Raw genomic sequence first — 22,451 nt, forward strand, 5'->3', positions numbered from 1 at the left:
TTTTCAGCGGACTGTCTCACCTCACCCGGTCGCGCGCAAGATCGGTCAGGATACCTGCAGCAACGGTAATACGCGCAAGGTTAGGATCGCCGCTGTCGCTGAGGCTCGAAAGCTCTTCGACGATGCGGTTGATGCGGATACGATCCTGCGCATGCCAAGCCTGAACCGGAAGCTTCTCCTTGCCGTGATCGGACAGGGCCGAGATGACGATGTCGCGTCTTGCGCTGGCGATCTGGTCGATGCTGCGGGCAAGCGCCAGGTTCTCGTAATGGTCGGAAGTGAGGATCCGCCCGCCCGCTGCCAGCAGCCGGGCAATGCGGAAAGTCTGCGACACTGCGAAGTAGTTTTCGGCGGCCCGCACCAAGGTCTCGCCGGTGCGCTCGGCAATCTGCATGATCTCCGGCACCAGCGCAAAACTTTGGAGATTGGCGATCTCGGCTGCGAGTTTTTCGGGCACGCCTGCCTGACTATACTCCGCCTGCCGGGCGGCGGCATCGCCGGCCGATTGTTCGGCAAAGGCAGGCCTCAGCTTCTTCAAGGCAGCCTGGAGCCGGCTAATCACCTCCGCCATATCGGCCTTGGTCATGCCGGTCTTCAAGAGCAGGCGTGTCAAGACGGTAAAGCTATGGCTTATTTCCTCGTAGATGCGGTTCTGCATCTCGCCCGATATCCGGCCGTCGAGCGCATCCGTTTCGGCCCAGAGCCTGTTCAGGTCGAAACCGTCGCGGGCAACGATCGCCGCGCGCACCACCTCCGGTGCCGAGGCCGCCGTCGCGTCCATCATGGCGACGGTGAAGCTCGGCCCGCCGCGGTTGATCGCCTCGTTGGCAAGCACGGTCGCGACAATTTCGCGCTTCAGCCGGTGGCCGGCGATATCGCCGGCATTCGACTTCTGCATCTTGACCGGGAAATAATTCAAAAGCGTCGCGGTAAAATAGGGATCGTCCGGCAGATCGCTGGCGGCCAGCGCATCGAAGAGCACGATCTTGGCGTAGGATACCAACACGCCGATTTCCGGCCGCGTCAGCGGCTTGCCGGCGGCATAGCGTTCAGCAAGGCTCTGCTCGTCCGGCAAAGTCTCGACCTTGCGGTTCAGCTGGCCGGCGGCCTCGAGCACGCTCATGAAACGGCCGAGTTCGAGACCGTTTGCCGTGCCCTTGCGTTCCGTCAGCGAGATCGCCAGCGACTGCAGGTAGTTGTTGCGTAGCACCAGGATCGCCACTTCGCTGGTCATCGAGGACAGAAGCTGGTCGCGTTTTGCCCGCGTCATGCGCCCGTTATGCATGGCGGCTGCCAGCGCGATCTTGATGTTGACCTCGACGTCCGAGGTGTTGACGCCGGCCGAGTTGTCGATGGCGTCGGAATTGCAGCGCCCGCCCTTGAGACCATAGGCGATGCGGCCCTTCTGGGTGACACCGAGGTTTGCGCCCTCGCCGATCACCTTGGCGCGCACTTCGGCCGCCGTGACGCGGATCGGGTCGTTGGCGCGGTCGCCAACTTCGGCGTCGGTTTCGGGCGCCGCTTTCACATAGGTGCCGATGCCGCCGAACCAGAGCAGGTCGACCGGGCTCTTCAAGATCGCCGTGATGATTTCGAAGGGCGTCGCCACGGCCTTGTCGAGGCCGATCGCGGCAACCGCTTCCGGGGTCAGAGTGACCGATTTCGCCGCGCGGGAGATGATCATCGCACCTTTGGAGAGCACGGTTTTGTCGAAATCCTGCCAGCTTGACCGCGGCAGGTCGAAGAGACGCTGGCGCTCGGCCAGCGTCTTTTCCATATCGGGATCGGGATCGATGATGATGTCGCGGTGGTCGAAGGCGGATATGAGGCGGATCTTCGGAGAGAGCAGCATGCCATTGCCGAAGACGTCGCCGGACATGTCGCCGACGCCGGCAACGGTGAAGGGCGTCGTCTGGATGTCGATGTCCATTTCGCGGAAATGGCGCTTGACGGTTTCCCAGGCGCCGCGGGCAGTGATGCCCATCTTCTTGTGGTCGTAACCGGCCGAGCCGCCGGAGGCGAAGGCATCGTCCAGCCAGAAGCCGGCTTCTTGGGCCAGCGCATTGGCGGTATCGGAGAAGGTTGCGGTGCCCTTGTCGGCGGCGACGACGAAATAGGGATCGTCACCATCGAGCCGAACGGTGTCCTTCGGCGGCACAATCTCGGCGCTCGATATATTATCGGTGATCGACAGCAGCGTGCGGATATAGGTCTTGTAAGCCTCGCGGCCGGCATTGAAGATCTCGTCGCGGCTGCCGCCGATGGGGAGCTTCTTCGGATAGAAGCCGCCCTTGGCGCCGACCGGCACGATGACCGCGTTCTTCACCTGCTGGGCCTTGACGAGGCCGAGCACCTCGGTGCGATAATCCTCGGCACGATCCGACCAGCGCAGGCCACCGCGCGCCACCTTGCCAAAGCGCAGGTGCACGCCTTCGACTTCGACGCCATAGACGAACATTTCGCGGAAGGGTTTCGGCTGCGGCAGGCCGTCGACCAGGTGCGGATCAAGCTTGAAGGCCAGCATCGACTTTGGGGAGCCGTCTGGATTCTTCTGGAAATAATTGGTGCGAAGCGTCGCATCGACGATATTGACGTAACGGCGCAGGATACGGTCGTCGTCAAGACTCGGCACGTCGGTAAGCTCGGCCTCGATCGCCTGGTGCAGGTCGGCAAGCTTCTTGAGGCGGGCCTTCTCGGAAAGCGTGGTATCGAGCGTGTCGTGGAACAGCCGGAAGATGGCGGCGGCGACAGCAGGATATTTGTCGAGCGTGGTTGCGATGTAATCCTGCGAATAGGCAATGCCGGCCTGGCGGAGATAACGTGCATAGGCGCGCAGCACGTTCGTCTCGCGCGCTGAAAGCCCGGCCGAAAGGATCAGCCGATTGAAGCTGTCATTGTCGATCGTGCCGGCGAAGGCGGCGACGAAGGCTTCTTCGAGGGCAGCGCCGTAGCGCTGCAGGTCTATGTCGCCGCCATTGCGGGCCTCGAGCTCCATATCGTGCAGCACGACGAGTTTCGTTTCTCCATCGGCGGCCGGCACCCCAATGTCGAAGGTGCGTTCGCTGACGACATTGAAGCCGAGATTTTCCAGAAGCGGTACGCGGCGCGACAGCGCCAGCTGGCCGCCGGCGTGGAAGATTTTCAGCGAGAGGATGCGGCCCCGTTCTTCCGGACGATGGTAGAACTGGATGCGAAGCGGCTCGCCAGCGGCGCAGGCGCCGATATCGGCGAGGTCGGCAACGGTTTCCTCCGGAGTGAAGGAATCCTGGAAGGCCTGGTCGACCGATATCTTCGGCGCCTTGGCCCCGGCCAGCGCCTCGAAACGGTCGTCCCAACGAGCGGTGATTTCGCGGATCACCTGCTCGAGCTTTGCCTGCGGAATACGCGGCGTCTTGCCGCCGGAGCGGCCGATGATGAAATGCACGCGCGCCACGCCGCCTTCCGGGAAAGCCGGATAATAGGCGGAGACACGACCGTCATAGACAGTCTTCAGATAGGTGCCGATCCGCTCGCGGACGATCGAGTCGTATTCCTCGCGCGGCACGTAGATGATCACCGAGACGAAGCGGTCGAAATGGTCGATGCGCGGCAGGACGCGCACGCGCGGACGGTCGGCCAAGTCATTGATCTGTTCGGCAAAATTTGCAAGCAACGTGGTGTCGATCTGGAAAAGGTCGTCGCGCGGATAAGATTCCAGCGTGTTGTCGAGCATGCGGCCGGAATGGCTCATCGGGTCGAAGCCGAAATGCTCCTTCACCTTTTCGATCTTGGAACGCAGCAGCGGGATTTCAGAGGCGAGCGACGTATAGGCCGTCGAAGTGAAGAGCCCGACGATGCGCAGTTCGCCGGTGACGTTGCCCGCAGCGTCGAAACGTTTGACGCCGACATAATCCATATAGGCCCGGCGATGGACGATCGATTTCACATTTGCCTTGGTGACGATGAGGAAATCGGGGCCGTCGAGGAAGGCCAGGATCTCAGGCGTCGTCGTCACGGCGTCCTTGCCGGTGCGCAACACCAGCACATCCGGGTTGGAGAGCATGCCGAGGCCAGCACCCTTGTCGCGTTCGACCCTGGCATCGGAACCTTTGCCGGAATAGACATATTCACGCATCCCGAGGAAAGTGAAATTCTCATCGCGCAGCCATGTCAGGAAGGCGATTGCCTCATCGCGATCAGCCTTCTTCCGGGTGGTGCCGTTGGCTGAGAGCTCGGCGATCACCCCGTCGATCTTGGAAAGCATCGGCTTCCAGTCGGACACCGACAGGCGGACCTGCTCGAGCACGGTTTCGACACGTTTGACGAGATCTGCGGCCTGGGCGAAGTTGAGCGGCGCAATGTGGAGCTGGATATGGCTGACGCGGTTGGCCGGGTCGCTCGGATGATCGGCGGAATAAATCGCCGGCGCCTTACCCTTTTCCATGATCAGGATGGGATGCACGGCCATGAACAGGTCGCGATAGGTGCTCGTCACTTCACCCATGACCGATTCAAACAGAAAAGGCATGTTCCGGTCGGTGACCGATAGCACCGAAACGGCAATGCCATCTGGCGTCACATCGGCAATGGTGTCGATGCCGACACGAGGCGCCTTGCCATTCCAGGCGGCAAGTTCCTTTGCCGAATGCACGGCGGAGAGCGCCAGCATCTCAGGCGTATAGAGTTCGAGATCGTCATTGCTGGCCCGGCCGAAGAGTATTTCCGGATCGAGATGCGCCTCGCCCGTCGCCTTGGCGATCTTGCGTGCGCTTTCGATCTGCTTTTCCCGTTTCGGATTGTTTCTGGCAGCCATGGATCGCCTCCCGCAATGGACTGATTTTCTGCAAGCTAACAGAAGATTCTTCGAAAAAATCTCTAAAATGGAGGCCCGAACGATTGTCTTGATGCTTTTTTGACCCTCAAAATAGGAAATGAAGAGGGATTTTTTCGCTTTCCTGGCCAAAACGAACGGGGAAGCCTCTTTTTAGTTTTCGTTTCGCCTACATTTCCATGCCCACGTGAAGAATGGTTGACAGCGCGCCGTCAAAAAGATCATCAAAACGCGATCATCATTCGGACCTCGGTATCATGTCGGAAAATGCAGCGGGCGCAGTCATTGTCATCTCCAGTCATGTGGTGCGCGGTTCGGTCGGCAACCGGGCGGCGGTCTTTGCACTGGAGACGCTCGGTCATCCTGTCTGGGCGCTGCCGACCATCGTGCTTCCCTGGCATCCCGGCCACGGCCGCTCGACGCGGCTGACATTTGCGGAAGCGGATTTCGACGCGGCGATCGACGATCTAATCCGCGCGCCCTGGATCGGCGAAGTCAGGGCGGTGCTTTCGGGCTATTTCGGCAATGCCGCCCAGGCGCGTTCCGTCGCCCGGCTGATCGCTGCGCTCCGGCAAGATAATCAGGAACTGCTTTATGTCTGCGATCCCGTCATGGGCGATCTCGGCGGCCTCTACGTGCCGGAAGCGACCGCAGAGGCTATTCGCGATCATCTCATCCCGCTCGCCTCGCTGGCGACGCCGAACCGCTACGAACTCGCATGGCTTTCGGGGGCAGCGCTTGAAGACAATAGCGCGATCATGGAGGCGGCGCTGGCGCTCGGACCATCGCGCATGCTCGTCACCTCGGCCGTGCCGATGATGGCGGGCGGTACCGGCAATCTCTATCTTTCCGGCCGTCACGCGCTTCTTGCCGAGCACCGCGTCGTCGAAAATCCGCCGAATGGGCTCGGCGACCTGCTTGCTGCCGTCTTCCTGTCGCGCCTGCTTTCCGGCCTCGAGGACGAAAAAGCGCTTCAGCTTGCCACCGCCAGCGTCTTCGAGGTGCTTGCGCGCGCCGTCAAGCGCGGCAGCAACGAATTGATGTTGGCAAGCGATGCTTCCAGCCTTTCGACGCCGATGGCCATGGTGCAGATGCGCCGGCTCGTGCATCCGGCGCAGCGGCGGAAAAAATGACACATCGGCCAATGCGTTCATTTTGCAGTGCAGCAGTTGATCTTGTCTTCCGCGCGCGCTAATCCAGAAGCATGCAGCGTTTTCCAAATCCTCTTCTGGACGGCTATCGCAACTTTATGAGCGGACGTTATGCCGACGCCCGCGACAGGTATCGGCAGCTTGCCGAAAACGGTCAGAGTCCCCATACGCTGGTCATTGCCTGTTCGGATTCACGTGCGGCACCGGAGCTGATCTTCGATGCCGGCCCGGGCGAGCTCTTCGTCATTCGCAACGTTGCCAACATGGTGCCGCCTTACGAGCCGGACGGTCACTTCCATTCGACGTCGGCCGCGCTCGAATTTGCCGTGCAGGCGCTGAAGGTCTCGGATATCGTCGTGATGGGCCATGGCCGCTGCGGCGGAATCCGTGCAGCGCTCGATCCGAACGCCGAGCCGCTGTCGCCCGGCGATTTCATCGGCCGCTGGATGTCGCTGGTCAAGCCCGCCGCCGAGCAGATCCAGAGCAACGATGTGATGACGGCGGCCGAGCGGCAGACGGCGCTGGAGCGTGTCTCGATCCGCAATTCGATCGACAATCTCAGAAGCTTTCCCGACATCAAGGCGCTCGAGGAAGCAGGAAAAATGCACCTCCATGGCGCATGGTTCGATATCTCCACAGGCGAACTCTGGGTGATGGATGCTGAGACTCGTGACTTCATTCGTCCAGAAATCTAGGGCCAGAAATCTAGGGATCCGCCGCTTTATCAGTTTATTAAGAATTGCTGCTAAGATGCCGTCAATTGGTCGCGCACGACCGACGTTTTGATCACCGTGGCGATTGGCGATGAAGTTCGAAACCATCAAAAGGGTTATCCTGGCCGCCATCATGCTGCCCTTCGTCTTCATGCTCATTGAAGGCGTCGTGGTCATAAGGTCTTCGCTCAGACAATACAGGGATCTCGAAAAGGACAGGCAGTTCGCCGACGTGCTTGCCCGCGGCGGGTCGATCGCCGCCACGGAGATCCTGAGTGAAATTGGCGCCACCCGCCTCTACCTCGCACGTCCCAACAACGCGACTGCCGCCGACATGCAGCGAAGCCGGGTGACGCTCGATCGCGAGCGCTTGGCCTTCTATGCCACACTGCCCTCCCGCGATGCGCTCGACCCAGGGCTGGCCGGCGAATTATCGATTCTCAGCCTTGCCTATAGCCGCATCGTTGCCGCCCGCAACGCCGTCGACCAGGGCCTTTACGCCGGCAGCGATCCCGGTTCTATCTACTGGTATGCAGCTCTCAAGCAGCTTGCCGTCGTCGACACGCTTTCACCACTGATCAGCGATCCGGTGCTGCTTGAGAAATCCAACCAGCTGATGGGTATTCTGCTGACCTATTACGGCGAAAGACTGATTACCGGCGTCGGCACTCGCTACCTCGATCACCGCGTTTCCGCGCGGTTTCCGGTGGAGCTGTTCGTACAGGGCAAGGTCATGCTCGGTGAGGGCATGGACCACATGGTCTTTCATTCCACGGCGCCGATCTTGCGCGACATCGTTGCCTATCTTGCCCGTAGCGACCAGGTGAAGGCGAATGCGATCACCGATGCGATCCTTGCCGGATCGCAGCCGACGCGCGTAGTGCGCGACGTCTGGGCTACTGCGCAGAGCGAACGCATGATCTTCCTGCAGGAGAAGATGGTCGAGGCCGCAAAAGATATTCATGAGACCGGCGAAAACTTGTCGACGCGCGCGCATATACATCTGACGCTGATCCTGGGGCTGTGTGCCGGCCTGTTGCTTCTCGCCACATTGGTGATGACGCTGGCGGCAAGGGGCCTGCGCCTGATCGACCGGCTGACGCGGGATCGCGAGACACTGGTCAGCGAGTTGCGCAACGCCGCCCAGACCGATCTTCTGACTGGCTTGTACAACAGGCGCGGCTTCGAGGTCGCCGCATCGGCGCTTCTGACGCAGGCCGAGCACGGGTCGCGCTGGATCTCCGTCGTCCTCTTCGACCTCGATCATTTCAAGAAGGTCAACGATATCAACGGGCATGATGCCGGCGATGCCGTGCTCCGGCAGGTCGCGGGCGTCGCGCGTCAAAATTTTCGCTCCTTCGATCTGCTGGTGCGCCATGGCGGCGAGGAGTTTTTGGCGCTTCTGCCGGATTCGACGCCTGACGATGCTGCAATCATTGCCGAGCGCGTGCGGCTGGCGATCGAAGCGGCGGAAATATCCTTGGAGAGCGGCGATGTTCTCAAGGTGACGGCGAGTTTCGGATGCGCCGGCCGGGCAAATGAAGCCGCCAACCGGAACTTCGAGGATCTGGTCAAGCGCGCTGACCTGGCGCTCTATGCCGCCAAGGCCTCCGGCCGCAACTGCGTCGTTTCGGGACCGATCGTGCAGGCGCCGGCGAAGGAGGAGCGACGCAAGAAGGCGTCGGGCGGCGGTTTTGATACCCGAACATGAAAAACGCCGCATGTCGCAGCGGCGTTTTCGGGTAACGTTGTCGATGAAGGCCTATTTGCCGTCGATCTGCTGGCCGATATAGGCGATCGCCTGCTGGTAGACGCTGGCGGCGTTCCAGCCTTGGATGGCGACGAAATTCGGCTCTCCGGGCTGATAGCCGGCGCCGGCGCTCCAGCCATGGCCTTTGAGGAAATTCGCAGTCGAGGCCAGGGCATCGGCGCGGGAACCGACCATGTCGACGCGGCCGTCGCCGTCGCCATCGGCGCCGAAGCGTACGACATTGCGCGGCAGAAACTGCGTCTGGCCGATTTCACCGTGGGCAGCACCCTTGGCCTGCGGGCTCAGATAGCCCTCGGAGACGAGCTGGAGCGCGGCATAGAGCTGGTCGGTGAAATAGTCCGAACGACGGCAGTCATAGGCAAGGGTCGAAACAGCCGACAGCGTATGCTGGTTGCCCATATAGCTGCCAAAACCGGTCTCCATGCCCCAGATCGCGATCAGCGGGCCGGACGGAACGCCGAAACGGCGTTCGATCGAGGCAAAAAGTGCCTGGTTGGCGGCCTTCATGCTGCGGCCGCGGGAAATGACGGTGGCGCCGCCGCGCTTCTGCATGAACGCGTCGAAGGAGAGTTTGAAGCTCTTCTGGCCGCGGTCGGCGGCGATCGTCGGTTTGTTGTAATTGACGTTGGCGAAGGCGCGGTCGAGGACTGAGCGGCTGACGCCGTTTGCCGCCGCTTCCTGCTTGAAGTCGGCGACCCATGCGCTGAAACCGCTGCTATTGTTGCCGCATTGGGCGCCCTGGGCCGCTGCCGGCAGCGCGTGGAGGACGCCGGCTGCCATAGATGCGGCCAGAAGGAATGTTGTCATGCGCATGAGAAACCCCGCTCCGGTCTGCTGAAGCGCGCCGCGGCCATCAGAACCATGCGACGCGCCTTAAATCTTTGTTCTGTTCATGCCTTTGTCCCAAAACCGCTATCGGTTTCGGGCGGCATAGCTTGGCTTGACGCCAGGCAGAATGCCAGCCGACGGCGATCTTGTCACGATCACCTTTCAGTAAGCGCTTATGGATAAGGGCGCTTACTGTTCGGCAAAAAGCCCTGCCTTCATCAGCAGGGCTTTAGCATATTATGGTTTACAAATGGTATCAGGCGGCCTGCTTGCGCGGTTTGACAAGGCCACGATTGACGAGCAGCTCAGCAATCTGGATGGCGTTCAATGCCGCACCCTTGCGCAGATTGTCGGAGACCACCCAGATGTTGAGGCCGTTTTCGACCGTCGCATCTTCGCGGATGCGCGAGATGTAGGTCGCGTCCTCGCCGGCGGACTCATAAGGCGTGATGTAGCCGCCGTCCTCGCGCTTGTCGATGACGAGGCAGCCCGGCGCATCGCGCAGGATGTCACGGGCCTGGTCGGCGGTGATCTCGTTTTCGAACTCGATATTGACCGATTCCGAATGGCCGATGAAAACCGGCACGCGCACTGCCGTGCAGGTCACCTTGATCTTCGGGTCGAGCATCTTCTTCGTCTCGGCCAGCACCTTCCACTCTTCCTTGGTGTAGCCGTCTTCCATGAAGCTATCGATGTGCGGAATGACGTTGAAGGCGATACGCTTGGTGAACTTCTTATTTTCGATCGGATCGGCGACAAAAACGGCGCGTGTCTGATTGAAGAGCTCGTCCATGCCGTCCTTGCCGGCGCCGGAGACCGACTGGTAGGTCGAGATAACGACACGCTTGATCTTGGCGAAGTCATGCAGCGGCTTCAACGCCACCACCAGCTGGGCAGTCGAGCAATTCGGATTGGCGATGATGTTGCGCTTGGTGAACAGGCTGATGGCATCCGGGTTCACTTCCGGCACGATCAGCGGCACGTCGGCGTCGTAACGCCAGGCCGAGGAATTGTCGATGACAACGCAGCCCTGCTGGCCGATCTTCGGCGAGAACTTCTTGGAGATCTCACCGCCGGCCGACATCAGGCAGATGTCGGTATCGGAGAAATCGTAATTCTCCATATTGGATACCTTCAGCGTCCGGTCACCGTAGGAAACTTCGGTACCCTGCGAACGCGAGGAGGCAAGCGCCACGACCTCATCGGCGGGGAAGCCCCGCTCGGAGAGGATGTTGAGAATCTCCCGGCCGACGTTTCCGGTCGCTCCCGCAACTGCTACTTTGAAACCCATTTCTCAAGCTCTCTTTCTCTTCTCTCCTCTTTTCCGGTGAGGGGAAAGGCGCGACGGATCGCGTCTTCCTGTCCCCAGCCGAGCCGGGGAGAGAGCGGCAGGCCAGAGACGTCAGACGGTTTTCGTCGTCGTTTTGGCCTTGGTTTTGGCAGAAACCGGAACGGCAATGTCCACCCCGGCAAACTGTGCCCGGTCATTGCGGTCGGCAATGGCGTGTTCGTCGTGAACCATGGAGATTCCTTTTCCGTTGTTGCTCTTAGAAGGTTTTCCACAGGAGTCAAGGTTTTTGCGCTCAGAGCCGGACGGCGAAAGCGGCGGCCACAATGGTGCGACATTTTGTCATGCCGCTGTCATCCTCGAGAGATATCCCGGCCCGGTTGTTACTGTCTGCAACGAAAACGGGGGTTTTCCATGCGTACGCTTCTTGCCGCTTTTGCGGCCACCACCATCCTTGCGGGCGCCGCTCAGGCGACGACGGTCTATCCGCTTGATCGCGCGACGATTCTTGCCGGTTCGCCATTCGATTTCAAGGTAGAACTCAACAAGCAGGTCAAGCCCGAAGACGTGAAGATCACGGTCAACGGTCAGGACTACAAAACCGTCCTCGGGGGCGAGGCACAGTTCGTCGAGCTGGAAAAGGGCAAGGATGACAAGGCTCTCGGCTCCGCTCTCCTGCTGCGCGGCCTGAAGATTTCCGCTCCAGGCGCCTACAAGGTCGAGGTCGCTGCCGGCGACGAAACGAAATCCGTCACCTGGAACGTTTACGAAACCGCTGGTCAGCCAAAGGCTAAGAACATCATCTTCCTGCTCGGCGATGGTCTTTCCGTCGCGCATCGCACCGCCGCCCGCATCATGTCCAAGGGCATGACCGAAGGTAAGGCGAATGGCCGTCTGAACATGGACGATCTTGATCGCATGGCCTTTGTCGGCACCTCGGCGACGAATGCCGTTGCCACCGACTCCGCCAACACCATGTCGGCCTACATGACGGGCCACAAGACGGCCGTCAACGCGATCGGCGTTTACGCGGACCGTACGCCGGCCTCGCTGGACGACCCGCGTGTCGAAACCTTCGCGGAAGCCGTTCGCCGCATGACCAAGAAGTCGATCGGCATCGTCGCAACCGCCGAAGTCGAAGACGCCACGCCGGCTGCTGTTGTTTCCCATACCCGTAACCGCAATGACAAGGCCGACGTCGTCGGCATGCTGCTCGACGTCAAGCCTGAAGTCCTGCTCGGCGGCGGCTCGGCCTATTTCCTCGGCAAGGAGGTCGCCGGTTCCAAGCGCAAGGACAACCAGGACTACATCAAGCTGTTTCAGGATGCCGGTTACAAGCTTGCGACCGACAAGAACGAGCTCGCAGCCAATGCGTCGGCCGAAGGCAATCTCCTCGGGCTCTTCCACACCGGCAATATGGACGTGACGCTCGACCGCGAGTTCCTGAAGAAGGGCACCGTCGACAAGTTCCCGAACCAGCCGGGTCTCGTCGCCATGACCAAGGTTGCGATCGACCGCCTCTCCAAGAATCCTGATGGTTTCTTCCTGATGGTCGAAGGTTCCTCGATCGACAAGATGTCGCATCCGCTCGATTGGGATCGCGCCGTCGTCGAAACCATCGAATTCGACCAGGCGATCGGCGTCGCCCGCGAATTCCAGAAGGCTCATCCCGATACGCTGATTGTCGTCACCGGTGACCATACGCATGGTGTCTCGATCATCGGCACCGTCGATGATGAGAAGCCCGGCACCGAAATGCGCGAAAAGGTCGGGACCTATGCCGAGGCTGGTTTCCCGAACTACAAGGACGAAAACGGCGACGGATACCCTGATAAGATCGACGTCAGCCGCCGCTTGTTTCTAAGTGCCAATAACGGCCCTGACCACTACGAAACCTTCCGTCCGAAGCTCGACGGTCCCTTCGTTCCGGCCGTCCAGAACGAAAAGAAGGAATATGTCGCCAACGAACAGTACAAGGATGTTCCCGGCGCGGTCTTCGTTCAGGGCAATCTACCGAAGAGCAGCGAGAGCGGCGTCCATGCGGTCGACGACGTCGTCCTGCAGTCGGCCGGCCCGGGCTCGGAAGAGTTCCATGGCTACCTCGAACAGAGCGACGTCTATCGCGTGCTCGCCGACACCTTCGCTCTCGGCGCCAAGCAGACGAACTGATCGCAAGCCGATCCGGCAAGGCCGCTTGGCGGCCTTGCCTTTCTTGTCGATTATTATCCGGCCGGCTACAGCGCCGCGCGTCTTTTCAGATGCGCAAAGGACGCTGTAACACTTTGAATCTACGCATCGTGCTTTCTGAAAATCGATTCCGATTTTCAGGCCGATGCGCTAACGGCCGGGATTTGCTTCCTGGAGGTCGCTATGGATATATTCTCTTCGCTGCATCTCAGCCGCCGCCGGCTGATCGGCGCCGCCGTTGCGCTTCCTTTTACCGCTTCCGTCGTTCGCGCTGCCGATCCCTCGCTCTCCTTCGACGAGCTCTATGGCAAGTTCGGGGTACTCGGCCTTGAATTCTCCGACAAGGTGAAGCGCCTCGCCGGGCAGGAAATCAGCATGAAGGGCTTCATGGCGCCGCCGCTGAAGGCCGAGGCGCAGTTCTTCGTGTTGACCGAAGTGCCGATGTCGCTCTGCCCCTTCTGCTCCTCGGATGCGGACTGGCCGGATAATATCGTCGTCGTCTATCTCTTGGAGAAACAGACCTTCGTGCAGCCGCGCCAGACGATCGAGGTGCGCGGCACGCTGGAATACGGCTCCTGGACGGATCCGGACACCGGCTTCGTCAGCCTGTTGCGTATCCGCCAGGCCGAATATTTTTCTGTCTGATCCGATATGCTCGCTCTTGATATCGAAAACCTTGACGTCACCTTCTCGGGCCTGTCCTCGCCGGCGCTGGCAATCGGTCGTCTTTCGATCGATGCCGGCAGCAGGGTCGCCATCACAGGTGCGTCCGGCTCCGGCAAGAGCACCTTCGTCAATATCGTTGCCGGGCTGGAGCGAACACGCCGGGGCCGCATCCGCTGGAACGGCGAGGATATCGCCAGTTTTTCCGAGAGCCGGCGCGATCGGTTCCGCGCCGCCAATATCGGCCTGGTCATGCAGGAGTTCTATCTCTTCCCCGGCCTGTCGGCGGTGGAAAACGTGCTTTTGCCGGCGCGGCTTGCTTGGGCCGCCACCCCCGCCGTCATCGAGCGGGCGCATGCGCTTTTGAGTTCGGTCGATCTTTCCCGCCCAGGCCAGAAGATCGAAACCATGTCGCGCGGCGAGATGCAGCGCGTGGCGATCGCCCGGGCGCTGCTGCGCAAGCCCGGCGTCATCATCGCTGACGAGCCGACAGCGAGCCTTGATGCCGAAAGCGGCGAGACGGTCGGCGATCTCATCCTCGATCTTGCCGCGGCCGAAGGCAGCACGCTGATCATCGTTTCGCATGATCTGCGCCTGGCCAGCCGCCTCGACCGGCGCATCACCTTCGGCTCCGGCCGGATCAGCGACGATTCCGCTGCAGCGGCGGGAGAGGCTGTATGATCCGCTTCATCCTTGCCGATCTTCGCCGCCTCTGGGCGGGGTCGCTGGTGGTCGTGCTGCTGGTGGCGCTGGCGACGGCGCTCGGCGTTTGCGTCGTGCTGCAGGAGCGGGCGCTTCGTCTCGGCAGCGCGCGCGCCGCCGACAAGTTCGATCTCGTCATCGGCGCAGGCGGCAGCGAGACGCAGCTGGTGCTGTCCTCCGTCTTCCTGCAGCCCTCGCCTTTGCCGCTGATGCCGGGTGACGTGCTGGTCAGGCTCGCCGCCGATCCCCGTGTCGACTGGGCAGTCCCGATCGGCTTCGGTGATTCCTTCTCCGGCTATCCGATCGTCGGCACGACGGTGATGCTGGCGGACAAGCTGTCCGGCGGCTTTGCCGAGGGTACGGTTTTCGCGCGCGAGGGGGAGGCAGTGATCGGCTCCGCCGTCAAGCTTTCGCTCGAGGCTGAGATCAAGCCGATGCACGGTTCGGTGGAAGAGGGCGGCGAGACCCATACCGAACTCGTTTATCATATCGTCGGCCGCTTGCGGCCGACAGGCACCGCCTGGGACCGGGCCATTCTGGTTCCGATCCAGGCTGTCTGGCATATCCATGGTCTGGGGGCGAGCGAGCATGAAAGCGCCGGGGCGACCGGACACGATCATGAGCATGCCGGCGCCGATCCCCACCAGCATGAGCATCACGGCGAGATCGACCCGGATGCCGTACTTGACGAGAAATGGGCTGCAGATGCTCCGGGCCTTCCCGCCATTATGGTAAAACCGAAGACGATCGCCGATGCCTACAAGCTGCGGCAGGACTATCGCAGCGGCAATACCGTCGCCGTCTTCCCCGGCGAGGTGCTGACCAATCTCTACGCCACGCTCGGCGACGCCAAGCAGATCCTCGTCGCGGTCGCTGCCGGCGCCCAAGCTCTCGTCGCAGCCTCGCTGGTGCTGGTCACGGTCATCCATATCGGCCAGCGCCGCCGCCAGATCGGCGCGCTGAGGGCCTTCGGCGCTCCGCGCGGCGCGATTTTCGGCATCGTCTGGTTGGAGTTCTTCTTCGTGGTGGCAGTCGGCATCGGGCTCGGATTTGCACTTGGGTTTGCCGCGGCGCTGACCTTGTCCGCCATGGTCTCGCAGACGAGCGGGATGGCCATGCCGGTCGGCTTCGTCCGTGACGACGCCGGGCTTGCGGCGGTGCTGCTCGTCTTTGCCACAATTCTTGCCGCGCTGCCGGCAGTGCTCGCCTACCGGCAATCGCCGGCGCAAGCGCTGAGGGCGTAACCTGGGCCGGAGGATCGCGTCGCTGGCTGCCAAAGCTCGCCCCCGTTAGACTAAAGTCATAATCCCAAAGCCTCTCTCTTTTTGATCTGTCGTTTCTGGCACACTCTCGCCAGGCGTGTCGCGGCCAGGGGTCTGCTTTGAGGAGAGTAGGTCGCGCGCGTTTTCATCACTCTGTGGAGGACAGACAATGGCAAATGTCGCAAGCATCGACGGCGCGAAGGCCGGTCCGATGACGAGGGAGGAGAAGAAGGTCATCTTCGCTTCTTCGCTCGGCACCGTTTTCGAATGGTATGATTTCTATCTCTATGGTTCCCTCGCCACCTATATCGGCGCGACCTATTTCACCCAATATCCCGAGGCGACGCGCAACATCTTCACGCTGCTCGCCTTTGCCGCCGGCTTCCTGGTGCGTCCCTTCGGCGCGCTGGTGTTCGGCCGTCTCGGCGATCTGGTCGGCCGCAAATATACCTTCCTGGTGACGATCCTGATCATGGGTCTGTCGACCTTCCTCGTCGGTATCCTGCCGGGTGCCGCCACCATCGGCATCGCGGCGCCGATCATCCTGATCGGGCTGCGCCTGCTCCAGGGTCTGGCGCTTGGCGGTGAATATGGCGGTGCTGCCACCTATGTCGCCGAACATGCGCCGAACGGGCGTCGCGGTTATTTCACGTCATGGATCCAGACGACGGCGACGCTCGGCCTGTTCCTGTCGCTGATCATCATCGTCCTGGTGCAATATCTGATGGGCGCGGTTCAATTCGCTGCCTGGGGCTGGCGCATTCCGTTCCTGGTATCGGTCGTTCTGCTCGGCGTTTCGGTCTGGATCCGCTTGAAGATGAACGAATCGCCGGCGTTTCAGAAGATGAAGGCGGAAGGCAAGGGCTCCAAGGCGCCGCTAACCGAAGCCTTCGGGACATGGAAAAATGCCAAGATCGCGATCATCGCGCTTCTCGGCGCCACCATGGGCCAGGCGGTCGTCTGGTACGGCGGCCAGTTCTATGCACTGTTCTTCCTGCAGAACGTCCTGAAGGTAGACCTGCAGTCGGCCAATATCATGGTCGCCATCGCGCTCTTCCTCGCGACGCCATTCTTCGTCATCTTCGGTGGCCTCTCCGACAAGATCGGCCGCAAGCCGATCATAATGGCGGGCCTTCTCATCGCGGCGGTGACCTATAATCCGCTGTTCAAGGCGATGACCTGGACGGCGAACCCGGCGCTTGCCGAAGCACAGGCCTCGATCCGGGCAACGGTTACGGCCGATCCGACGGATTGTAAATTCCAGTTCAATCCGACCGGCACGTCGAAGTTCACCAATTCCTGCGACGTGGCGACGGCATTCCTGACGAAAAACTCGGTGCCTTATGATGTCGTTCCCGGCCCCGCCGGTCAGCCGGCAACGGTGAAGGTCGGCAACGGGACGATTACGAGCTTCGACGTCGTCGCCGCCGGCGACAAGGCCAAGGGCATGACCGCCGCCTTCGAGAAGGGCGTCAACATCGCGCTCCACGATGCCGGCTATCCGCTGAAGCGCGGCGCCGTCAAGGTGCCGGATGCCAAGCTCGATGCCTTCATCGCGGCCAATCCGGAACTGTCGCTCAACGCCGATACCGTGCGCGCCGGCGAGAAGGAAACTGTACCGGCGGCGAAGCTGGTCGAGACCAAGCTGCTGACGGCGGATGAGGCCAATGGCGTCACCGACATGGCGGTCTACAACGTCGCCAATGGCGGCAGCTTCGCCATGACCGCCGACCCTGCCCGGGTCAATTGGACCGGTACGATCGCCATATTGTTCGTGCTCGTCCTCTATGTGACGATGGTCTACGGACCGATCGCCGCTCTGTTGGTCGAGCTCTTCCCGACCCGCATCCGTTATACCGGCATGTCGCTGCCCTATCACATCGGCAACGGCTGGTTCGGCGGCTTGCTGCCGGCGACGGCCTTCGCGATGAGCGCAGCTGCGGGCGATATCTATTACGGTCTCTGGTACCCGATCGTCTTTGCGTCGATCACGCTGGTGATCGGCCTGCTCTTCCTGCCGGAAACGAAGAACAGAGATATCCACGCAATGGATTGATCTGCGTTCAAACTTGACGAAAAAGGCCCGGCCCTCACAAGGCGCCGGGCTTTCCTATGTCAGGGAACAGTTGCTTCGACAGCGGCCATCCATCCGGCGCCAGTTTGAAGAGCAGGCCGCAGCGAGCAAAGACGATCGCCGTCAGCAGCGAGAACCAGGCGCCGAAGGCAAGGCCGGCGATGACGTCGCTCGGATAATGGGCGCCGACCATGACACGCGTCATGCCAAGCCAGATGGCGCCGGCGATGAAGACAATGCGGTAGCGCGGAAACAGCAGGGCAAATGCGGCGAAGAAGGCACCGACCGTGGTGGAATGGCCGGACGGGAAACTTTCGAAAGCGGCGTGGCCTGAAAAAGGCGTGAAGGAAAACATGCCGTAGTCGTGAAAATGATCGGGACGCGCCCTGCCGATTGCCCGCTTCAGCAGATTGGCGAGAAGCCCGGAGAAGACGACTGTGGCAAAGAGGTAGGCGCCGATCCAGCTGACATATAGCGCCTGTGCCTTGGAGCGCGCCGTCTTCACAAGCTTGTAGCCCGCCCGGCCCTGAAAGAACAGCAGGATGCTGGTGTAGATCAGCCAGGCGGAATCGCCGAAACCGGTCATCAACTCGCCGAGATGCTTCACTGGCGCGGGCACTTCGCTGGCGCCGATCGGCGCATCGAAGAGCAGCATGGAGAGGATCACGGCATTGAGCGTGATAAAGAGGCAGGCCTGCCAACGCAGAGGCGGCATGCCGACGCCGCTCCGGCGCCAGCGCCTGTCCAGGGAAGCCCAAAATGCCCGCATTGCCGTCGTCCGTTCGAATTTTGCCCTACAGCGCCGCCCGTCTCTTCAGACATGCAAAGGACCCTGTCGAACTTTGAATTGGCGCATAATCCATTGCGAAAATCGCTTCCGATTTGGGGTTAGCGCTCGCTGAAATCCGGCGCAAAAATACACGAGATTGTGGCCGAGAATAGTCCGTTTCGGAGAATTCGACCGAGCGGCTTGCGACTCCTCGGCCGTGGATTAAAAAGCCCTTCGCATCCGGGATGCGAAGGGCTGGAACTGTTTCACGTGAAATATCAGGCGGAAAGCGTCTTGAACTCGCCGAGAATCGCATCGCCCATCTCGACGGTGCCGACCTGCCTTGCGCCATCGGCCATGATGTCGCCGGTGCGGATGCCCTTGTCGAGCACGTTGGCGATCGCCTTTTCCAGGTCGTCGGCTTCCTTCACCAGGTTGAAAGAGTAACGCAGGCACATGGCGAAGGAGGCGATCATCGCGATCGGATTGGCGATGCCCTTGCCGGCAATGTCGGGGGCCGAGCCGTGCACCGGCTCGTAGAGCGCCTTGCGCTTGCCGGTCTTGCCATCAGGCGCACCGAGCGAGGCCGACGGCAGCATCCCGAGCGAGCCGGTCAGCATGGCGGCGACGTCGGAGAGCATGTCGCCGAAGAGATTGTCGGTGACGATGACGTCGAACTGCTTGGGCTGGCGTACCAGCTGCATGCCGCCGGCATCGGCCAGCATGTGTTCGAGCTGGACGTCGGAATATTTCGCCTTGTGCGTCTCGGTCACCACCTGGTTCCAGAGCACGCCAGACTTCATGACGTTGCGCTTTTCCATCGAGCAGACGCGGTTCTGCCGCGTGCGTGCCATTTCGAAGGCGACGCCGGAGATGCGCTCGATCTCGTAAGTGTCGTAGACCTGCGTGTCGATGCCGCGCTTCTGGCCGTTGCCGAGATCGATGATCTCCTTCGGCTCGCCGAAATAGACGCCGCCCGTCAGCTCGCGGATGATCAGAATATCGAGGCCTTCGACCAGTTCCGGCTTCAGCGACGAGGCCGAGGCAAGAGCCGGATAGCAGATGGCGGGGCGCAGGTTCGCAAACAGCTGCAGATCCTTGCGCAGCCGCAACAGGCCGGCTTCCGGGCGCACTTCGTAAGGCACGCTATCCCATTTCGGGCCGCCGACGGCACCGAAGAGAACGGCATCGGCGGCAAGCGCTTTCTGCATGTCGGCTTCCGAGATCGCCGCGCCGTGGGCATCATAGGCAGAGCCGCCGACAAGGCCTTCGTCGGTGACGAAACCGCCATCCATCGCCTCGTTCATATAGGCGATGATCTTGCGGACCTCGCCCATGGCCTCGGGACCGATGCCGTCACCCGGCAGCAGGAAAAGATTGCGCACAGTCATGAAACCCTCCTGGGAAAAACAAGTTGCGGTTTCTTAGACCCCGGAAATGGGCATTTCAAGCGAGAGAAGGGATGAATCGGTACGCTTCGCTTTGAGCTGCGACGGTTGCTCCTGTGCCCGCAAAAGGATTAGAACCGGTCAGCCACCTTTATGTCCCCGGATGTTCCCATGCCTTCAGCACCCCTCCATCTCGATACGCCCTTGGTTCAGACAGCACCAGGCTACAGCGCCAGCGGCAAACCGCTCTGGCTGAAGCTCGATGCGCTGCAGCCTTCCGGCAGCTTCAAGCTGCGCGGCGTCGGCCGGCTTTGCCAGTACGAGGTGGAAAATGGTGCGCGCGAGATCTTCTGTGCGTCCGGCGGTAATGCCGGCATTGCCGCCGCCTATGCCGGCCGGGCGCTCGGTGTGCCGGTCACCATCGTCGTGCCGGAGACGACGGCCGCCGATGTGCAACAGACGATTGCCGCAACGGGCGCGAAAGTGCTCGTTCATGGTTCGGTTTTCGACGAGGCCAATGCCCATGCGGTCGAACTCGCCCGCAGCCGCAAGGCGACCTATGTTCACCCCTTCGACCATCCGCTTCTGTGGGATGGCCATGCGACGCTGATCGACGAGGTGGTGGCGAAGGGTGCGAAATTCGATTGCGTCGTCACCAGCGTCGGCGGTGGTGGGCTGCTTGCCGGCATTGTCGAGGGGTTGAAGCGCAACGGGCTTTCCGATGTGCCGGTGATCGCCGTCGAAACCGAAGGGGCGGCCTCGCTGAATGCCAGCCTCGAAGCGAATGAGCGTATCACTCTTGCCGCCATAACCTCGATTGCCACTTCGCTCGGCGCGCGGCAGGTGGCGCAGCATGTCTTTGACCTGCCGAAGCAGCATCCGATCGAAAGCATTGTCGTCAGCGACGCCGATGCCGTTGCCGCCTGCCTGAAATTTGCCGATGCGCAGCGCATTCTGGTCGAGCCGGCCTGCGGTGCGGCACTGGCCGTTGCCGATGTGCATGCCGGGCTGCTCGCGCGCTTTAACAATCCGCTCATCGAAGTCTGCGGCGGCATCGGCGTGTCGCTCGAAAAGCTTAAGGGCTGGAAAGAGAAGTTTCTCTGATCTGAGATCAAAGAAAAAGCCGGGCGAAGCCCGGCTTGATCGATAATTTATTGGAGAGCACTTAGGCCGCCCAAGGGTGCGAAGCGGCGTTCTTCTTTTCGAAGCTGTCGATCGCCCTGCCCTTTTCCAGGGTCAGGCCGATATCGTCGAGGCCGTTCAGCAGGCAGTGGCGCTTGAATTCGTCGAGATCGAACTTGATCAAGCCACCATCGGGGCCGGTGATCTCCAGGTTCTCAAGGTCGATGGACAGGATGGCATTGGAGCCGCGCGAGGCGTCGTCCATCAGCTTGTCGAGATTTTCCTGGCTGACCATGATCGGCAGGATGCCGTTCTTGAAGCAATTGTTGTAGAAAATGTCGGCGAAGCTGGTCGAGATGACGCAGCGGATGCCGAAATCGAGGAGCGCCCAGGGCGCGTGCTCGCGCGAGGAGCCGCAGCCGAAATTGTCGCCGGCAACCAGGATCTTGGCATCACGGTAGGCCGGCTTGTTCAGCACGAAATCGGGGTTTTCGGAGCCGTCCTCGTTGTAGCGGGCTTCGGCGAAAAGGCCGGTGCCGAGGCCGGTGCGCTTGATCGTCTTCAGATAATCCTTCGGAATGATCATGTCGGTGTCGACGTTGACGACCGGCAGGGGCGCTGCAACGCCCGTGAGCTTCACGAATTTATCCATGACCCATGCTCCATTTCAGCAAATCTACTTCCTGATTTTGCATCTAGTCCAGTTTTCCGCCGAAATGAAGGAGAATCTTTCTAAAGCGTGTCACGATCTTTCAGATGGCTTGTCACGCTTTAGGTCTTTGCTTCCCGCATGTCGTCATCGCAAAAACCGCTGCACACTTTTGCGCGACATGCTTTAGATGGCGGCCACGCGACGTTTCGCGCGGCCTGCCCTCTGCGTACGTGCCGTTACTTGGTCGGTGCGTTCAGGCCCCAGAGGACGCCGAACGGGTCGCGAAGCTGGCCGTAGCGGTCGCCCCAGAACATCAGTTCGACCGGCATGACGACCTCGGCACCGGCGGCGACAGCGCGCTCCCACCAGAAATCGATATCGTCGATAACCAGCTGGATGGCGAAGCCTTCATGGCCTTTGAAGGGATGGCCGTATTCGGGATAGGCATCCGACAGCATGAGGGAACTGCCGTTGATGTAGAGATGCACATGCATCGTCCGGCCGCTCTCGTCGACCGGCACGATATAGGCTTCTTCGGCGCCGAAGGCTTTTTTGTAGAATTCCGCGGCTTTGACCGCGCCACCGACCGTCAGATAGGGAAGTAGGCCATTCTTGACCGGCGGCATCTTGACCGGATTGTTTTCCGTCGTCGCATCCATGCTCGTCCTCCATTCGTTGTGAAGCGCCGGCAGAATGCCCGGCTGCTTCAAAGACGTATGATGGAAGCATGATGCGACAATGTCGGTCGGCTTTTTTAGCGAGAGCTGCTCAGAGATCGATAATCGTGCCGCGGCCGTCGTTCCAGATGCGCATCTCCGGCTTACCGTTGTTTGCCTTGGCGCGGACTGGAGCGGGCTTCATCTTCATCGAAAGCGCGCGTCCGACCATGAGCACGGTCAGGATGCCGCCGACGGCAAGCGTCACCGAGAAGGTGAAAAGCAGCATGGCCACGAAAACGGTGGCGCCGGCAAGCATGAAGAAGATGGAGCGAATGTTCTGCATGGGTTTGAGACCTTTCTTCGGAAAGGAATGTGGTCCTTCTTTTTCCTCTCTGCAAGGCAAGCATGGCTT

General features: G+C 60.9%; 18 protein-coding genes. 9 read left to right on the top strand and 9 right to left on the bottom strand.

Annotation, left to right across the window (positions count from 1 at the left end):
* Positions 1-16 precede the first annotated feature (16 nt).
* A complete protein-coding gene (locus HJB83_RS12505; protein ID WP_221131595.1) occupies positions 17-4,792 on the bottom strand; it encodes an NAD-glutamate dehydrogenase in 4,776 nt (1,591 codons plus the stop codon).
* A 275-nt stretch (positions 4,793-5,067) separates the two neighbouring features.
* Between HJB83_RS12505 and pdxY the strand changes: the two genes are divergently transcribed.
* The 3 genes from pdxY to HJB83_RS12520 all read left to right on the top strand — a co-directional run bounded on the left by pdxY (position 5,068) and on the right by HJB83_RS12520 (position 8,385).
* The gene (gene pdxY, locus HJB83_RS12510; RefSeq protein WP_207582296.1) at positions 5,068-5,943 is read left to right on the top strand and encodes a pyridoxal kinase PdxY; all 876 of its coding nucleotides are present in this window, start codon (positions 5,068-5,070) and stop codon (positions 5,941-5,943) included.
* Between the two features lie 71 nt (positions 5,944-6,014).
* A complete protein-coding gene (locus HJB83_RS12515; RefSeq protein WP_207582295.1) occupies positions 6,015-6,656 on the top strand; it encodes a carbonic anhydrase in 642 nt (213 codons plus the stop codon).
* Positions 6,657-6,765: 109 nt separating this feature from the next.
* On the top strand, positions 6,766-8,385 hold the full coding sequence (locus tag HJB83_RS12520) for a GGDEF domain-containing protein (RefSeq protein WP_221131596.1): 1,620 nt from the start codon (positions 6,766-6,768) through the stop codon (positions 8,383-8,385).
* Between the two features lie 51 nt (positions 8,386-8,436).
* Here the strand turns inward: HJB83_RS12520 and HJB83_RS12525 are convergent, their stop codons facing one another.
* From HJB83_RS12525 to HJB83_RS34590, 3 genes are all read right to left on the bottom strand, one after another.
* Positions 8,437-9,258 (bottom strand): lytic transglycosylase domain-containing protein, encoded by an 822-nt coding sequence (locus tag HJB83_RS12525; RefSeq protein WP_207582293.1) that lies wholly within the window; start codon positions 9,256-9,258, stop codon positions 8,437-8,439.
* A 271-nt stretch (positions 9,259-9,529) separates the two neighbouring features.
* Positions 9,530-10,564 carry an aspartate-semialdehyde dehydrogenase gene (locus HJB83_RS12530; protein ID WP_207582292.1) on the bottom strand — a complete coding sequence of 345 codons (1,035 nt, stop codon included), beginning with the start codon at positions 10,562-10,564 and terminating at the stop codon, positions 9,530-9,532.
* A gap of 111 nt (positions 10,565-10,675) precedes the next feature.
* Positions 10,676-10,888: a hypothetical protein gene (locus HJB83_RS34590; protein ID WP_221131597.1), complete on the bottom strand. Its 213-nt coding sequence runs from the start codon at positions 10,886-10,888 to the stop codon at positions 10,676-10,678.
* Between the two features lie 87 nt (positions 10,889-10,975).
* Here HJB83_RS34590 and HJB83_RS12540 point away from each other — a divergent pair, with 87 nt between their 5' ends.
* From HJB83_RS12540 to HJB83_RS12560, 5 genes are all read left to right on the top strand, one after another.
* Positions 10,976-12,730, top strand: a complete 1,755-nt coding sequence (locus HJB83_RS12540; RefSeq protein ID WP_221131598.1) for an alkaline phosphatase — start codon at positions 10,976-10,978, stop codon at positions 12,728-12,730.
* Positions 12,731-12,931: 201 nt separating this feature from the next.
* On the top strand, positions 12,932-13,393 hold the full coding sequence (locus HJB83_RS12545) for a hypothetical protein (protein ID WP_221131599.1): 462 nt from the start codon (positions 12,932-12,934) through the stop codon (positions 13,391-13,393).
* A gap of 6 nt (positions 13,394-13,399) precedes the next feature.
* Entirely contained in the window at positions 13,400-14,092 is a 693-nt protein-coding gene (locus HJB83_RS12550; RefSeq protein WP_207582288.1) for an ABC transporter ATP-binding protein, read from the top strand.
* Positions 14,089-15,357, top strand: a complete 1,269-nt coding sequence (locus HJB83_RS12555) for an ABC transporter permease (protein WP_221131600.1) — start codon at positions 14,089-14,091, stop codon at positions 15,355-15,357. The genes HJB83_RS12550 and HJB83_RS12555 overlap by 4 nt, the downstream gene beginning before the upstream one ends.
* 187 nt (positions 15,358-15,544) lie before the next feature.
* Positions 15,545-17,431 (top strand): MFS transporter, encoded by a 1,887-nt coding sequence (locus tag HJB83_RS12560; RefSeq protein WP_207582286.1) that lies wholly within the window; start codon positions 15,545-15,547, stop codon positions 17,429-17,431.
* A gap of 34 nt (positions 17,432-17,465) precedes the next feature.
* Here HJB83_RS12560 and lpxE read toward each other — a convergent pair whose 3' ends face one another.
* On the bottom strand, positions 17,466-18,218 hold the full coding sequence (lpxE, locus tag HJB83_RS12565; RefSeq protein WP_207582285.1) for a phosphatase PAP2 family protein: 753 nt from the start codon (positions 18,216-18,218) through the stop codon (positions 17,466-17,468).
* 278 nt (positions 18,219-18,496) lie between these two features.
* Entirely contained in the window at positions 18,497-19,609 is a 1,113-nt protein-coding gene (leuB, locus tag HJB83_RS12570) for a 3-isopropylmalate dehydrogenase (protein ID WP_207582284.1), read from the bottom strand.
* Positions 19,610-19,777: 168 nt separating this feature from the next.
* Between leuB and HJB83_RS12575 the strand changes: the two genes are divergently transcribed.
* On the top strand, positions 19,778-20,710 hold the full coding sequence (locus HJB83_RS12575; RefSeq protein ID WP_207582283.1) for a pyridoxal-phosphate dependent enzyme: 933 nt from the start codon (positions 19,778-19,780) through the stop codon (positions 20,708-20,710).
* 61 nt (positions 20,711-20,771) lie between these two features.
* Here HJB83_RS12575 and leuD read toward each other — a convergent pair whose 3' ends face one another.
* The 3 genes from leuD to HJB83_RS12590 all read right to left on the bottom strand — a co-directional run bounded on the left by leuD (position 20,772) and on the right by HJB83_RS12590 (position 22,382).
* On the bottom strand, positions 20,772-21,380 hold the full coding sequence (gene leuD / locus HJB83_RS12580; protein ID WP_164007297.1) for a 3-isopropylmalate dehydratase small subunit: 609 nt from the start codon (positions 21,378-21,380) through the stop codon (positions 20,772-20,774).
* Positions 21,381-21,616: 236 nt separating this feature from the next.
* Positions 21,617-22,039, bottom strand: coding sequence for a glyoxalase/bleomycin resistance/extradiol dioxygenase family protein (locus HJB83_RS12585; protein WP_207582282.1), 423 nt, complete (start codon positions 22,037-22,039; stop codon positions 21,617-21,619).
* Positions 22,040-22,148: 109 nt separating this feature from the next.
* Positions 22,149-22,382 carry a hypothetical protein gene (locus HJB83_RS12590; RefSeq protein ID WP_164007301.1) on the bottom strand — a complete coding sequence of 78 codons (234 nt, stop codon included), beginning with the start codon at positions 22,380-22,382 and terminating at the stop codon, positions 22,149-22,151.
* Positions 22,383-22,451 lie beyond the last annotated feature (69 nt).

Source organism: Rhizobium sp. NZLR11 (genome assembly GCF_019685115.1).
In the GTDB taxonomy this organism is placed as follows: domain Bacteria; phylum Pseudomonadota; class Alphaproteobacteria; order Rhizobiales; family Rhizobiaceae; genus Rhizobium.

What these genes read in the sequence shown, in the direction of transcription:
- HJB83_RS12505 (WP_221131595.1), bottom strand. Translation starts at nt 4,792, where the DNA reads ATGGCTGCCAGAAACAATCCGAAACGGGAAAAGCAGATCGAAAGCGCA.
- pdxY (WP_207582296.1), top strand. Translation starts at nt 5,068, where the DNA reads ATGTCGGAAAATGCAGCGGGCGCAGTCATTGTCATCTCCAGTCATGTG.
- HJB83_RS12515 (WP_207582295.1), top strand. Translation starts at nt 6,015, where the DNA reads ATGCAGCGTTTTCCAAATCCTCTTCTGGACGGCTATCGCAACTTTATG.
- HJB83_RS12520 (WP_221131596.1), top strand. Translation starts at nt 6,766, where the DNA reads ATGAAGTTCGAAACCATCAAAAGGGTTATCCTGGCCGCCATCATGCTG.
- HJB83_RS12525 (WP_207582293.1), bottom strand. Translation starts at nt 9,258, where the DNA reads ATGCGCATGACAACATTCCTTCTGGCCGCATCTATGGCAGCCGGCGTC.
- HJB83_RS12530 (WP_207582292.1), bottom strand. Translation starts at nt 10,564, where the DNA reads ATGGGTTTCAAAGTAGCAGTTGCGGGAGCGACCGGAAACGTCGGCCGG.
- HJB83_RS12540 (WP_221131598.1), top strand. Translation starts at nt 10,976, where the DNA reads ATGCGTACGCTTCTTGCCGCTTTTGCGGCCACCACCATCCTTGCGGGC.
- HJB83_RS12545 (WP_221131599.1), top strand. Translation starts at nt 12,932, where the DNA reads ATGGATATATTCTCTTCGCTGCATCTCAGCCGCCGCCGGCTGATCGGC.
- HJB83_RS12550 (WP_207582288.1), top strand. Translation starts at nt 13,400, where the DNA reads ATGCTCGCTCTTGATATCGAAAACCTTGACGTCACCTTCTCGGGCCTG.
- HJB83_RS12555 (WP_221131600.1), top strand. Translation starts at nt 14,089, where the DNA reads ATGATCCGCTTCATCCTTGCCGATCTTCGCCGCCTCTGGGCGGGGTCG.
- HJB83_RS12560 (WP_207582286.1), top strand. Translation starts at nt 15,545, where the DNA reads ATGGCAAATGTCGCAAGCATCGACGGCGCGAAGGCCGGTCCGATGACG.
- lpxE (WP_207582285.1), bottom strand. Translation starts at nt 18,218, where the DNA reads ATGCGGGCATTTTGGGCTTCCCTGGACAGGCGCTGGCGCCGGAGCGGC.
- leuB (WP_207582284.1), bottom strand. Translation starts at nt 19,609, where the DNA reads ATGACTGTGCGCAATCTTTTCCTGCTGCCGGGTGACGGCATCGGTCCC.
- HJB83_RS12575 (WP_207582283.1), top strand. Translation starts at nt 19,778, where the DNA reads ATGCCTTCAGCACCCCTCCATCTCGATACGCCCTTGGTTCAGACAGCA.
- leuD (WP_164007297.1), bottom strand. Translation starts at nt 21,380, where the DNA reads ATGGATAAATTCGTGAAGCTCACGGGCGTTGCAGCGCCCCTGCCGGTC.
- HJB83_RS12585 (WP_207582282.1), bottom strand. Translation starts at nt 22,039, where the DNA reads ATGGATGCGACGACGGAAAACAATCCGGTCAAGATGCCGCCGGTCAAG.
- HJB83_RS12590 (WP_164007301.1), bottom strand. Translation starts at nt 22,382, where the DNA reads ATGCAGAACATTCGCTCCATCTTCTTCATGCTTGCCGGCGCCACCGTT.